This is a genomic window from Shewanella indica (genome assembly GCF_002836975.1).
GTDB lineage: Bacteria > Pseudomonadota > Gammaproteobacteria > Enterobacterales > Shewanellaceae > Shewanella > Shewanella indica.
On record NZ_NIJK01000042.1, the window covers coordinates 42707 to 56490 of the forward strand.

Genomic DNA, 13784 nt, shown 5'->3' on the forward strand with positions numbered 1-13784 from the left:
TTATCTTTTAAAACAATAACTTTAATCTTCAACCACAAAATTATTCAGTTCTTTTTTTGAGCGTTTCACTTCTCAAAAAACCTCAAAACCCCGGCTGAAAATTGAAAAATGCCGCGCCGGCAAATATAGGAAAATAAAGGCGTGACAGATCACAGAGCCAAAGAAGTAATAACCCTAGTCTCAGTGCCATAGATCCATTCCCGGGGCTTCCCGGCAAAACAGAAGAGAGCGGCCATGTTTTCCATCACCATGTTGCCCGAACTGGGACACTTCCTGCTGATCCTGGGCGGCAGTTGTGCCTTGTTTGGCGCCTTGCTTGCGCTGCTCAAATATCGCATTCCTCGGTTCGAATGGCCGCTGCGACCGCTGTTGCTGGGGCAGGCCCTGGGGCTGACCGGCGCCGTACTCATGCTGGCACTGGCGTTTATCCTCAACGACTTCTCTGTGGCTTATGTGGCCAACAACTCCAACTCGGCCCTGCCGCTGTTTTATAAAGTGGCCGCAGTTTGGGGCAGCCATGAAGGGTCTTTGCTGTTTTGGATGACAGTAATGGCACTATGGGCCTGGCTGGGACTACAGAGGCGCTCGCAAGATCACAACTATCTGTTGATGCTGCACGGCAGTTGTTCAGCGATTCTCAGCGGCTTTATCTTCTTTATGTTGCTGTACGCCAACCCCTTTGCCCGTCTACTACCGGAAGTGCCGATAGAGGGACGCGATCTCAGCCCCATGCTGCAGGACATAGGCCTTATCCTGCATCCCCCCTTGCTGTTTCTCGGCTATGCAGGCCTTGGGATCTGTTTTTGTATTGCGCTGGCATTGCTTGTCAGCCAAAAGTTCAGCGCCGCCCGCCTTGGCAGGCTCAAGCGCCATCTGCTTCTAACCTGGGTGTTTCTCACCGCAGGTAATGCCCTGGGCTCCTGGTGGGCCTATAACGAATTGGGGTGGGGTGGATGGTGGTTCTGGGATCCTGTGGAAAATGCCGCCTTTATTCCCTGGCTGGTGACCACAGGCGCGCTACACTGCTTGCTGATCAAAAACCACAACCCCTTGGCCCAGCTCTCGGCCCTGGCGCTGGTGCTGCTGGGCTTCAGTCTGTGTCTGCTGGGTACCTTTATTGTTCGCTCCGGCATTATTCAGTCTGTACATGCGTTTGCTGCCGATCCGGAGCGAGGAGTCATCATACTCCTGTTACTACTACTTTATGGTGGCGCCGGATTCACCCTATTTGGCCTCAGATGTCGCCATCACTGGCAGCCGGGCAAGCTGACACCACTTGGCCGGGACGGTCAGCTGTTGCTCGGTAGCCTGATCCTGCTGACCATGGCGCTGACTACCTTGCTGGGCACCCTTTACCCACTTTTCTATCAGGCAATTGGCCTGGGAAGTCTGTCAGTAGGGGCGCCCTACTTTAATACCCTGTTTGTGCCCATGTTGGCGCTGCTGCTCTTGCCCCTGGCGATAAGCACCCTGCCGTATATGGCGCCGAGGCGCCTGGGGCTACTGGCGCTGGTCACTGTAATTGCGACCGCACTGGCGCTGTTTTTTAAAGGCAGGCTCGACCCTTGGTTACTGGCAGGCGGTGCGATGAGCCTCTTTCTACTCTGCACTCTGCTGCTTTATCTGTTGCCGCTGGGCCAGATTGCCGGCAAACGCCGCAGTATTCCCATGCTGTTGGCTCACACCGGCCTTCTTATCAGCATCATGGGCGCGACCGGAGTCAGTTGTTTCGAGCAGCACTCTCTGCTGCGTATGGGGCCGGGCCAAGGCAGCATTCTGGGTGACTACACCTTTATCTATGAGCAAACCCGCTTGCTGGACAAACCTGCCTACAGAGGTGAACAGGCCGTGATTCGGGTAGAGCACAATGAGCAACTGCTTACTTACCTTTATCCGGAACGCCAGGAATTCAACTCCAACGGCATGTCACTGTCCCAGGCTGCTATCCACCGTGGGGCCTTTGGTGATCTCTATGTCTCCATGGGCACCCAACTGAGCGATGAAGAATTTTTGGTGCGCCTCAGCATCAAACCATTGGTGAGTTGGATCTGGCTCGGTGGTGCCTTGATGGCCATTGGTGGCCTACTGGCCCTCGGAAACCGACGTCAACGCCGGCCGCAAACCGATTTATTAACCGCCTCAGGGAGACTTCAACATGATTAAGCTAATGCTACTTGGATTATGGCTCAGCTTTGCTTGCGCCGAAGCCCAGGCGACCGACATGGATATAGCCCGTCTCAGCATAGATATCTCCAAAGAACTGCGCTGCCCCATGGCCACCAACCAAAACCTGTTTGAGTCGGAAACCGCCATTGCCAGTGAGCTCAAAGCACAGATCTACTTGATGCTGCAGCAGGGCAAGAGCCGGGAGCAGATCCTCGACTTTATGGTAGAACGCTATGGCGAGCAGATCCGTTATCAACCCTCGCTGAACGCAGGCACAGCACTGCTATGGCTGGGACCTGTCATCTTGTTACTGGTATTGCCCGGCATGCTGCTGTTTTTCGGCCGCAGCAACAATCAATCCCCTCACGATCAGGAGAATCCATCTTGAGATCCTATTTGCTTCTATGTCTTGCCCTGTTGCTGCCGCTGTCGGCCCAAGGGGGCATAATGCAGCACAAGGCTTATCACACAGGTGAACCTGTGCCAAACAAGCCTATGATTATGCGTGAATTTGTTGAAATGCAGCACGCCAGAAAGGTGGCAAAGGTGACCTTTGCCGATCTGCAGGGTAATCCCAAAACCTTGGCTGAATATCAAGGACGTTTGGTGCTGCTGAATCTGTGGGCCAGCTGGTGCCCGCCCTGCCTGCGTGAAATGCCGGCACTGGCCAAGCTGCGCAGTAAACTGCAGGGCAGCAGTATTCAGATAGTGCCGCTGTCGATAGATGAAGATCCGGCTGCTGTGGCCCCTTTTCTGGCCAAGCATGAGCTCAAGTTGGATGACAGCTGGATAGACAGCAAGAAAGAGATAGAGAAGATCATGCCGGCCAATGTGGTACCGGCAACTTATGTGTTTGATCCCAATGGTAACTTAGTCGGCTTTATCCGTGGCTATCTGGACTGGGATGACCCGGATATCGCCGACTATCTGTTGCGCTTTGCCGCTAAGTATCAGGCGCTGGCCCAAAGCAAAGTGCCACAGTAAACCGTGCAACCGTCCCGGAGCATCTCCCAAGTCACTCCGGGCCACCTTAGGCAAATCTCTCCGCCATACTTTTTGCCCGCTTTCCCGTCACGCACGCCAATTTTTGTCGGGAAAGCCTTTTTTCTCAGAAACGATCGAAACTCACTTCCACCGGAACGCCCTCAATCGCCAAAGGCAGGCTCTGATGCAAAGCAAGCGTAACCTTGAGTGCCGGTTTGTCACCATCGAAAGGACCGGACAGCTGCTTGGGCACCTTGCCCACCAATTCGGTCGGTTCTTTAATTTCGGCGCGGATCCGGGTTCCATTGGGGAGTTTGACGCTGGCCTGCTGTCCCTGAGCAACATAGTTGAGATACTTGGGCGCCAGATAACAGACCACCACAGGCTGTGCCCGCCCCGACAGCCAAAGCATAGGCTGCAGCTCGGCTATGGTTTCCCCCTGCTGCACCAAAACATCGGCTACCCGGCCGGCAAACGGCGCCTGTATGGTCAACTGCTGGCGTTTGGCCTGCAGCTCCGCAAGCTTAAGCAGCAGGCTGTTGCGACTCTGGGCTATCACCCCCGCCTCCCGCTCCTGCTGCTGCAACTGCCTTTGCTGCAACAGCTCGGCCCTGGCCTGCTCCAGCGCCATTCTGGCACTGGTATGGGCCTGCATCACCGCCGCCATATCTGCAGTGGGAACCACCCCCTGCTTACGAAATGACTCGAACTGCGACAATAGTTCATCCTGACGCTTTACCCCCTGCTCGGCCACCAGCACCCGTTGTTCCAGTTGCCCCAGAATAGCCAGATCCTGCTCCAGCGATGGCGGTGTCAGCTCGGCCAACTGGCGCTGTAACTCGTCAATGCTGGCGTCCAGACCGGCATCGGCTATGCGCCCGAGCGCCTGACCGGCATCTACCCTACTCCCGGGTTGTACCGAAAGCTCCAGCAATCGGCCCTTCTGCATTGCCCGCATCTCCAGCGGCTCAGAGGTCAGTATTCCCGGTGCCAGCACAAACAGGCTGGGGCGCAGCAACACCCAAAGCAGCAAGACCACAGGGGCGATAACCAGCAATAGCAGCAGATACCAACGCCATTTCATTCCGCCCCGTTTTGCCGGGGCATAGTCCACCTTTAAACCTTGATCCCGGGTGGGTTGTTGCGCCTTGGCAGCCGCTTGATAAGTCACTTTCACTAAAATTTTCTCCCGCGTTTCAGCACCCACCAGGGAGCCATGGAACTCTCTTCATGTGAGCGTCTGACCACTTCATTAAGCAAGGCAAACAAGCAGATACTGCGCATAAACAAGGCGTAGAAGGGATAAAGCGGCAACCAGAACAGCAGCTTCAGGTCCTGACGTGGCCGCTCGGAAATCGCTACCAGTACCAGCAGATAGAAGAACAGCAAGAATCCCAAATATCTCAGGTAGATGGTCAGGGCAATGGTTGTCAAAAACTGCCAGGGGTACGCCAGTGCTATCCCTAAGCTGTAGAGCAGGATGACAAAGGGCATCAGCACGTTTTGCAAGAAGCCGTAGACCAGAGTAAAGGCGAAGGTGGCGCCCCCCAGAAGCCCGGGGGTAAAGGCCGGCCAGTGCTTGCGAAAGTAGAGAAACAAAAGGTCGCCATCCCAACGTAATCTTTGCCAGACAAGCGTCTTGAGATCCATGGGGGCATCGGTATGCCCTATGGCCAGCGTGGCAAAGGGAATGCGCCAATTGGGATGACGGCCGAAGTACTGTTTGAATCTCAGCGTCAGATCCAGATCCTCGGCGGTATGGGTATCCCAGCCGCCGATTTTGACCAGCAAGTCACGGCGAAAAGCGCCGAATGCTCCTGAGATATTATTGAGCAGATTCCAATGCCCAAGACCGGTCTTGCCGCCTTGCATGGAGATCAAATATTCAATCGCCTGCATCCGGGTCCACAGCGAATCATCGACATTGCGCACCCGCAAAGAGCCACCGACTGCCGGCACGTTGGGATCGGCGAACAGCGGCACGATTTGGGAAACCATATCATTGTCGAACGAAGTGTCGGCATCGGCATTCATTACCAGCTCGCCGCTGGCCCTGGCCAAACCGGCATTCAGAGTCGAAACCCGGCCACCACGTTGCCACTTGGGCAGCACGATAATCTCCCGCCCCGGGCGGCGGCATTGTGCCGCTGCGGTCTTGGCGACCTCGAAGGTTTCGGCGTTTTGCACCGCGCCGTCAACCACGGCAATGATCTCCATCTCCCCCGGGTAGTCCTGTTCGGCCAAGGTGGCTATGGTTTGCCGCACCGCTTCTTTCTCGGCATAGCAAGTAATGATGCAACTGACCTTGGGTCGATAAGCCTTCTCAACCTTGGGGCGGCGGAACGTTTGCCAATGCCAGCCGATGACGCCTGAGACCACTATCAGCATCAATGGCATTTCGTAGAGAAAAATCATCGGCACCAGCCAGAGAAACAAGCTGACGTCTGTCGCCAGGTTGTGCCAAATATCCAGGCTCATAAAAGCCAGGGTATTGAACTCACTCACCGTCCAATACCTCGGCCTGCTGCAGACGGCTGGCTAACCAGGATTCAACTTCAGCACCAAGTTGTTGATCCGGCAGGCTGACCGCCTTGAGCCTTAACCTCAACTCTCCCTCTGGCACGCTGTCATTGAGCCGCTGTAGTTTTTGCTTCAATGCCGGTAACTGTGACTCGCCAGTGTAAGGCAATAGTAACAAGACGCCTTGGTCATCATGACTGTTGCAGGCATCGGTCACCCGAACCAGGCTCAACAAGCGCTGCTTGAGAGCATCGAGCAGAGTCAGGGCGCGGGCTTCTCCGCTGCCGGCCAGATCCGGCGCCAACGCCTCCAGATCCAATACCAACAACAGGTGCTCATGGCCATGACGCAGTGCCAACTGATTGTGCCACTGCAGTAACCAGAGGAAGTGAGCCCGGCTCATCTGTTCGCCAAGCGCGGCAAACAGTTGCTGCTGAACCCCATGGCGCACCAGTTCCCTTCCCTGCTCCGCCAGTTCAAAGTCAGAGATGCGACGTATGGTCAGCTCGTCCGGTTGATGTCCATGACCACAGTGCAGACAAACTGCCTCGACCTTGGCCTCCAAAAACAGGCTATTACAGCTATTGCAGTGTTGGTTTTCTATTGGTCTGTCATAGTCGACACCTATATGCCGCAGCCGCTGCAAACAGTTGGGGCAACTGAGTCCGCCACTGCGACTGAAGGCTTGCTAACTATCCACATGACCACAGTTAAAACAGTGCAAACTGGTCTGCATATCAATTTCTATGCTGCGGCACTGGGGACAGAGATCGATATAGTTGAGGTGCCCTGAGTCGCACTTGCTGCATAGCCTGACTCTGTCCTTCAGCTTGGTGGGTGCCAGCCAATGCCGGTTCAATAATTTATCCAACAGCAGTTGGCTTGCCTTTGCTGACCCCGTCAATAGCTGCAGCAGTGGATACTCATAAAGATGTGGCTTTTCCGGCGTAGCCACAGGTTGTAAACGATATTCAGGAAATAACCACATAAAACTCAACAGCCGATAACTGACATCATCCTGGCTGGGTAATTTAATTAAGCTCTTCCTTTGCCAATAATTTTCCAACTCTTGTTTGAAGTCAGGCTGAAATAAACCATTGGCCAGATATTCAGAGAGAGGGCTTGGCGTTATCACTTTGATCATGGCCATAAAGCTTGATGGCTGGCATCTCAGCTGAATCAGCGCTTGGTCCTGAGCTTCAGCCGGCAGGTTCAGGCAGATGACTTCATAATCAAGACCGGCAGCCAAGAAATCACTAACATCATTAAACACTTCAAAATCAGTGCTATAACTTTCTGAATTTCGAAAGCCAATCCAACAGGGGATGGCCTGTGCCTCAACACTGATATCGGCTCTGGTAATGGACATATAAATCTCGGCAACGACAAGCCCGCCAATGAAAGATGAAAACATCCTTGGCGAAGTTTGTACGAATCAATTAGAATCTATTTTTAAGCGGTGGAGATTATATAACCAAAAAAAACAAAACCGCCAATATTTTGACGAAAAAAGAGAGCTTGCCACTTTATTATTCAGATCAACTCATAATTAATTATATTTAAAATAAAACTATGAAATATACTTAATTACCCCTAAACAATATCCTTCTTTTTATCTCCAAAAGTATCAAACTGTATCAATCAATTCAGTTTCAAAACCATCCACTTTTATATCCTGCTGTTTGCCACTGATGGGATCGATAAAGCGCAAGCGACAAGCCATCAGCTTGAGGGGCTTATTGAAATTATCTTCGCTCCTGGGTTGCAGTTCGGGGTAAAACCTGTCGTTCAGCAGTGGCATTCCAAGACTCTGCATATGCAGCCTGAGTTGGTGAGTCTTGCCGGTAATTGGACTCAGACTGAACAGCCCCATATCGCCATTAACGGCGATGAGACTGATTTCCGAGTGACTGTTGGCCTCACCCTCTGCCAAGCGCATGATAAAACTGGGCTCGCCCTTGATGAGGCGATTTTTCACTGTCCAGTGCAGCGGCAGGCTAAGTTCGCCAGTTGCCAATCCCGCCTGAAGCTCAGGTGTCAGCCGCGCCAGCGCCTGGTAGTCCTTACGTATCTGGCCTTCACGGAACAAAGCATGATAGGCATGCCGGGTTTCGGGATCGGTGGACATCAGCATGACTCCGGCCGTTTCTCTGTCCAGCCTGTGCGCCGGCGCTATGGTTTCTATCCCGGTGCGGCGCCTTAACCTGTGCACCAGGCACTCGTTGACATAGTTGCCGCTGGGAGTCACAGGCAAAAAGTGCGGTTTGAACACCAGAATGCTGTGCTCGTCCTGAAACAGGATCCGCTCTTCAAAAGGGATCCGGGTTTCTTTGGGGACTTCACGGTAATAGTAGACCCTGGCGGTAGGCCGATAAGGGGTATCAGCCTGGATAGGCTCACCATTTTGCCAGTGTACCTTGCCGGCAGCGACCCGTTCACGCCAGACATCGGCATCGATGCGGCTGAAATGGTCGATAAGAAAGGCCAAAACAGTGGCTTTGTCGGTCACATCCCTTGGCAAGACTACATAGGAGGGCTGTGCGGCTCTGTCTGTTTGGCTCATAACTCTTCCGGCAAAATAAAAAATGGCGACTCAGGGCCGCCATTCTACTCTATCTACCTTAAATTATTCGAGGCAGGTACCCTCAAAGCTGCTGCTGAACATGGGACTTAATCAACTTGAGCACAAAGTCCATGGTCTTGTGGCAATCAGGTTGATTCAACAACAGCTGTTTGTCCTTGTTGTATAAGGGCAAAACTTCCAACCAACGCTGACTCACCCAAGCGGCATCATCCAGATGCACTTCTGATGAGTAGAGCCCGCGCAAGTCCGGGTTGACCTCATAAAACTGCTCCAGCGCCGCGCTGATAAGGGTGAACTCGCCCCGAATAGGCTCCTCGGCCCAGTTGGGACAATCCATTACCTTTGCCAGCCAGCGGCCATCTTTTTCCTGTTTGGCGGACAGGACTTTGACCCTTTGCTTGCCTTCCAGGGTGATACTCAGCGAGTCATCTTCCAACTGATTGAAGTCGATGAGCTCGCAGCGAGTGGCAATGGGGAAACTGGGCGGCATGGCAACGCTGTTACGCATTCCGAAAGCCAGCGGATATTTCCCCTTCAGGACATCGGCCACCATGCTCAGGGTAATGGGGTCAAGGATCCTGATCTCAAGCCGTCCACCTGGCAACAACAAGGCATCATAGGTCAGTAACGCCATTTCCTGTGTATGCATAGCAACCTCCTTCCCCTCGGGGAGTGAGCAACCGAAAGCGAACCTGAGGTTCAACATTCGTTTTAAAGTCTAGCAGTTGCTGAAATTTCATCCATTGGCAATTTAGGCTAGTCCTTAGGTCTGCTAATGAATTAGACAGGCGTTGAATGGGTTTTGTTGCAAGCTTGCTTACAGAAGCTCCAACCTTTGGGCTATTTTGCCGCCGAGAAAGACCTCGGCAAATTCATCAGCCAATCTGTTACTCATATCGGCGGCGCGGCGCCAATATTGAATTCGACTGGCGCTATCCAGGGTTTCAAAGTCCTTGCGATCCGGAATTTTGCCATAGGGTAATGAGGCGACAAATTCCTCGGTGGGCGCCAACAGCAAGGCATTATGATAACGGCGCTTGGCCCGGCGCCATGGCAAAGATTTATCGAACCATCCCGGCGCCATATGGGGATAAAAATGCGGATACAGGGTCAACCCCGGCGCCTGTGACAGCGGCAGGTCGAAGTGGTAATCAGTGATGCCGCCATCATAGAAGTGCCCGCTGGTCACACCGCTGATTTCGGTTACCGGTGACAGCAGCAGTGGAATAGAACCTGTAGCCAGCAATACGGCTTCGATATTGTCACTGCTGAGCAAGGCGCTATTTCCGGGGAGATCTTTCAACTGAGCGAAGGGGGAACCCTCTATGGCAGAGGCAAATACCAGACGCTCAAAGTGCCACCCCAAGGTGCGGCGACTGACAAGGTTGGTCATGGCGGTAGCGCCCAGGCCTGCCGCCAGCGCCAACTTGCTGCCGGCCCGGTTCAAGTGACGGGCGCGGCACACCACTATGTGACTGCGAATATGCGGCTGTTTGAGGATCTCTTCGGTGCCGCTTGAGCCTAAAATCCCGCTGACTATACCACGGACCTGGCGGCTGACCTCTTCCCGGCTCGGACGGGTTTCATAGCACTGGCCTATGTAAAGTTGTTCCAACCTTTGATAAGCCGCCAGCGGATCTGCCTGAGCCAGGCAGGCCAAACGCCAGGCGCCGGATGAAGCGCCAAGAGTGTAAAGCGGTGTCTGCCTCTGTTTGAAAAACTCGCCAAACAGGTATTTGTCGAGCCCGGCAATCCCCAGCCATTTGGGACCACCGGACGCCGCCAATAGTTGAGTAAAACTCTCAGGCTTTAATCCCTGTTCCATCAATGTCTGATAGGCATCTGTACCGGCAAGAAATCGCAAGTTAGCCAAAAAGTCACTCCCTGAGCCGCAAAAGTCACAGGCAAGATACCGCAGCCTTGCACGGCAGCCAAGTTTGACTCAAGAGTGCCTGGCTTTTGCACTGCCAGAGTGTTCCCCCTCTCCTCCCGGCTGCTCCGAAAAACGGCCGGGACGACTCAAGTTCAAACGCCCAAGAAAACACTCGTAAGGCAGATTTGAAAGTCAAGATAGTCATAAATAGGCTTTTAACTCAAAAACAACTGTATAAATAAAAGCAAAACAGCCAATTAAACCCCAAACAAACCCAATATCGCCCTTAGATAACCCAAACAGCCAAAACCCCGGATAGCCAAGGTCAGGGAAAGGTTTCTATCCAAAAAACTAAATGTTTCTAGAACGCTGCGCTCTGAGTTATCACTTTTACGTCTAAATGCATCAATTGTAACAATGCTACTATCCGCGCAATAAAAATGCAGTTTTGAATCATTCAAGAGGTCGTATGCGCTTAGCTCTTATTTCACTGGCAGTGGCGAGTCAACTGACTGTTCCTGCCGTCTTTGCTGCCGAAGAGCAGCCCAGTATCGAAACCATCTCCGTCATAGGTTCACGTATCGCCCTGCGGACCGCAACCGACAGCGTGGCACCGGTCGATATCATTACGGCCGAACAGCTTGAAGCCACTGGCATGACGGAAACCGCCAAGGCGCTGCAGTTTGCCGCACCTAGCTACAGCTTCCCCTTCTCCTCGGTCACCGATGGCTCAGATGCCGTGCGTCCCGCCAGTCTGCGCGGCCTGTCACCGGACCATACCCTGGTGCTGGTTAACGGTAAACGCCGTCATGGCTCGGCACTGGTCCACCTCTCTGGTACTGTGGGCAAGGGCTCGTCCAACGTCGACCTGAACGCCATCCCTATGACGGCCATCAAACGCATCGAAATTCTCCGTGATGGCGCTTCGGCACAGTATGGCTCTGACGCCATCGCCGGGGTGATCAACGTAGTGCTCAAAGACAACAGTGAAGGTGGCATGGTATCGGCCCAAGCCGGTCAAACCTATCAGGGTGATGGCGAGCAGTGGCGTGTCGGCCTCAACCACGGCCTCAGCATAGGTGACACTGGCTTTGTGAATCTGTCGCTGGAAGCGCATCACAAGAACAGCACCAATCGCGCCGGTTTGGATCCGCGTCAGCAATATCCATTGCTGGCCGATGGCAGCCCGGATCCCCGCGAAGAAACCGTTAACCGCAAGAATCACCATGTGGGTGACGCCGAATATGACAACCTGGGGTTGTTTCTCAATGCCGCTCAGGAGTTTGCCAATGACAGCAAACTGTACGCCTTCGGTGGCTTGAGCCAGCGCGAGACCCGCTCCGGCGCCTTCTTCCGCCGTCCACTGGATAGCCGCAATGTTGCCGAAATCTATCCCGATGGTTTCCTGCCGCAGATAACGCCCAAGATCACAGATCAGTCTCTGCTGCTGGGTTATGAATTTAACCTGGGCGAGTGGCAGTTGGATGCCTCGGCCGGATACGGCAAGAACCGCTTTAAGTACCGGGTTGAGAACACACTCAACGCCTCTTTGGGCCCCGGCAGCCAAACCGAATTCGACGCAGGTACCCTGTCCACCGAAGAGTGGAACCTGACTCTGGATGCCTCACGTTACTTCGACTTTTACAATGACTCAGAGCTCCTGGTCGCTGTAGGCACAGCCTGGCGCCAGAACGCTTATCAGGTGGAAGCCGGAGAGCAAGCCTCTTATATCAATGGCGGTTATCAGAACAAGGCTGGCGGCAGCCAAGGCTTTGGCGGCTTTACCCCAGAATCAGCGGTAGATGAGGATAGAGACAACATAGGTGTCTATCTCGAGGTGGAAAACCAACTGACCGACGACTTCTACTGGGCCGCCGCGGTGCGCTATGAAGACTATTCCGACTTTGGTGACAACACCAGTTGGAAGCTGGCCGCCAGATACGATCTGACCGACAACCTGGCACTCAGAGCCACTGCCAACACGGGCTTTCGCGCCCCCAGCGTGCAGCAGTTGTACTTCACCAATATCTCGACCCTGTTCAACCCGGATCCCGTGACAGGCCAGCTGGTACCGACCGAGTCGGGCACCTTCAACAACCTGTCTTCCGTGACCCAGGCGCTGCAGGTAGGCAAGCTGCAACCCGAGTTGTCAGAGTCCTTCAGCCTGGGATTGGTATACACCAATGATTCCGGTCTGGCGGTGACTCTGGATGCCTATCAGATCAGCATAGATGACAGAATCGTGCTCTCCAGCTCACTGACACCGGCCGACTCCCAGGTGGTGGCAGATGCACTGGCCGGTACCAACGCCGAGTCGGCACGCTTCTTTATCAATGCCGTAGATAGCCGCACCCGAGGTGTGGATCTGGTGGTGACCCAGGACTTTGATCTCGGCAGCTACGGCGATCTGCGCGCCAGCCTGGCCTATGCCTATAACGACACGGAAATCCGCGATATTCATCTGCCAAACCTTCTGGATGGCCTGGAAGACCAGCTGTTTGACCGTATAGAGCAGACCCGGATGACCAAGGCCAATCCGAAGAACACAGGTAACCTGGGGCTGACCCACAGCCTGGGCGACTTCAAGACCAATCTGCGCCTGAGTTACTTTGGCCCCTACACCATAGGTTATTCCCGTGAAGACGTGGAGTACGACGGTAAGTTCACCGTGGATCTGTCGCTGACCTATGCGGCCACAGATAGTATGAGCTTCACCGCCGGGGTGCAGAACCTGTTCGATACCTATCCGGAAAAACGTCCGGACGACAACAACTTCAACGGGATCTTCGTCTACCCCTTGACCAACACACCTTTTGGTTTCAACGGCGGTTACTACTTCCTCGAAGCCAGATACAGCTACTGATTTACCGGGAAACACATTTGCAGGGAAACATATTTGCAGGGAAACACAGGGGCCGGCGATATCGCCGGCCTTTGTGCTTTTTGGCGCTGATGCCGCTGATATCTGCCGCTTGGCAACTCAAGCGCCTGTAGGCGCCTGCTGCTTCTCAAAGAGATCAAACTACCAGCAGGAATGCTATTATACTGAGCCAACCCCTTTCCCCAGAAGATACAAAATGATAGTGGATACTCTGGCCAACCGTGGCCATTACCGAGTGCTGGGCCCGCGTATTCAGGCAGCCCTGGATTATCTGGCCGCGACAGACTTCAGCCAACTGGCCCCCGGCAGCTATGAACTGGATGGTAAAAAGCTGTTTGCCATAGTCAACGATTACCACACCAAGCCCAGAGAGACTGAGCCATTCGAGGTACATAGACGCTATCTGGACGTGCAGTATGTGGTCAGTGGTGAAGAGGAGTTTGGCTACCTGCCGCTGGGAGCCCAAACGCCCAGTCGCCCCTATCATGAGACGCACGACTATGCCGAGTTTGATTATCAATCCAACCGCCAAGCCGCGGCATTTATCCCTTTGAAGGCAGGCATGTTTGCCATTTTCTTCCCCGGAGACATGCATATGCCGGGTACGCTGGCCAAGGCCGTTGCTGTCCGCAAGGTAGTCGTAAAAGTACTGTTGGATTAAAAGAGCACTTGCAGTAAAACGCCCGCGATTGCGGGTAATGCCGATCAGTTAAGACAGATCGCTTGACGATCTCACTGAAAGGATCAAAATCCGATGACCTCATGTCATCGGATTT

10 protein-coding genes and 1 pseudogene are annotated in these 13784 nt (G+C 53.7%); 5 read left to right on the top strand and 6 right to left on the bottom strand.

The window, feature by feature from the left end; genetic code table 11:
• Positions 1-234 precede the first annotated feature (234 nt).
• The 3 genes from CX650_RS14505 to CX650_RS14515 are packed head-to-tail and all read left to right on the top strand — an operon-like array spanning position 235 to position 3150.
• Complete coding sequence (locus CX650_RS14505; protein ID WP_101096205.1) at positions 235-2163, top strand: heme lyase CcmF/NrfE family subunit; 1929 nt, start codon at positions 235-237, stop codon at positions 2161-2163.
• Positions 2156-2554 carry a cytochrome c-type biogenesis protein gene (locus CX650_RS14510; protein ID WP_101096206.1) on the top strand — a complete coding sequence of 133 codons (399 nt, stop codon included), beginning with the start codon at positions 2156-2158 and terminating at the stop codon, positions 2552-2554. Before CX650_RS14505 ends, CX650_RS14510 begins: the two co-directional genes overlap by 8 nt.
• On the top strand, positions 2551-3150 hold the full coding sequence (locus CX650_RS14515; protein WP_025009291.1) for a TlpA family protein disulfide reductase: 600 nt from the start codon (positions 2551-2553) through the stop codon (positions 3148-3150). Before CX650_RS14510 ends, CX650_RS14515 begins: the two co-directional genes overlap by 4 nt.
• A gap of 124 nt (positions 3151-3274) precedes the next feature.
• On the opposite strand, the gene CX650_RS14520 is transcribed toward CX650_RS14515, so the two are convergent.
• From CX650_RS14520 to CX650_RS14550, 6 genes and pseudogenes are all read right to left on the bottom strand, one after another.
• Entirely contained in the window at positions 3275-4327 is a 1053-nt protein-coding gene (locus CX650_RS14520) for an HlyD family secretion protein (RefSeq protein WP_101096208.1), read from the bottom strand.
• Positions 4327-5655, bottom strand: coding sequence for a glycosyltransferase family 2 protein (locus tag CX650_RS14525; protein WP_101096209.1), 1329 nt, complete (start codon positions 5653-5655; stop codon positions 4327-4329). Before CX650_RS14525 ends, CX650_RS14520 begins: the two co-directional genes overlap by 1 nt.
• Positions 5648-7084: pseudogene (locus CX650_RS14530) on the bottom strand (TackOD1 domain-containing metal-binding protein). Before CX650_RS14530 ends, CX650_RS14525 begins: the two are co-directional and overlap by 8 nt.
• A gap of 213 nt (positions 7085-7297) precedes the next feature.
• On the bottom strand, positions 7298-8233 hold the full coding sequence (locus tag CX650_RS14540) for a pseudouridine synthase (RefSeq protein WP_101096212.1): 936 nt from the start codon (positions 8231-8233) through the stop codon (positions 7298-7300).
• A gap of 82 nt (positions 8234-8315) precedes the next feature.
• The gene (locus CX650_RS14545; RefSeq protein ID WP_100143023.1) at positions 8316-8903 is read right to left on the bottom strand and encodes an LON peptidase substrate-binding domain-containing protein; all 588 of its coding nucleotides are present in this window, start codon (positions 8901-8903) and stop codon (positions 8316-8318) included.
• Between the two features lie 168 nt (positions 8904-9071).
• Entirely contained in the window at positions 9072-10127 is a 1056-nt protein-coding gene (locus CX650_RS14550; RefSeq protein WP_101096213.1) for an alpha/beta hydrolase, read from the bottom strand.
• A 469-nt stretch (positions 10128-10596) separates the two neighbouring features.
• Here CX650_RS14550 and CX650_RS14555 point away from each other — a divergent pair, with 469 nt between their 5' ends.
• Positions 10597-12990, top strand: a complete 2394-nt coding sequence (locus CX650_RS14555; RefSeq protein ID WP_101096214.1) for a TonB-dependent receptor plug domain-containing protein — start codon at positions 10597-10599, stop codon at positions 12988-12990.
• A 214-nt stretch (positions 12991-13204) separates the two neighbouring features.
• A complete protein-coding gene (locus CX650_RS14560) occupies positions 13205-13669 on the top strand; it encodes a NanQ anomerase/TabA/YiaL family protein (protein WP_039034806.1) in 465 nt (154 codons plus the stop codon).
• Positions 13670-13784: the final 115 nt, after the last annotated feature.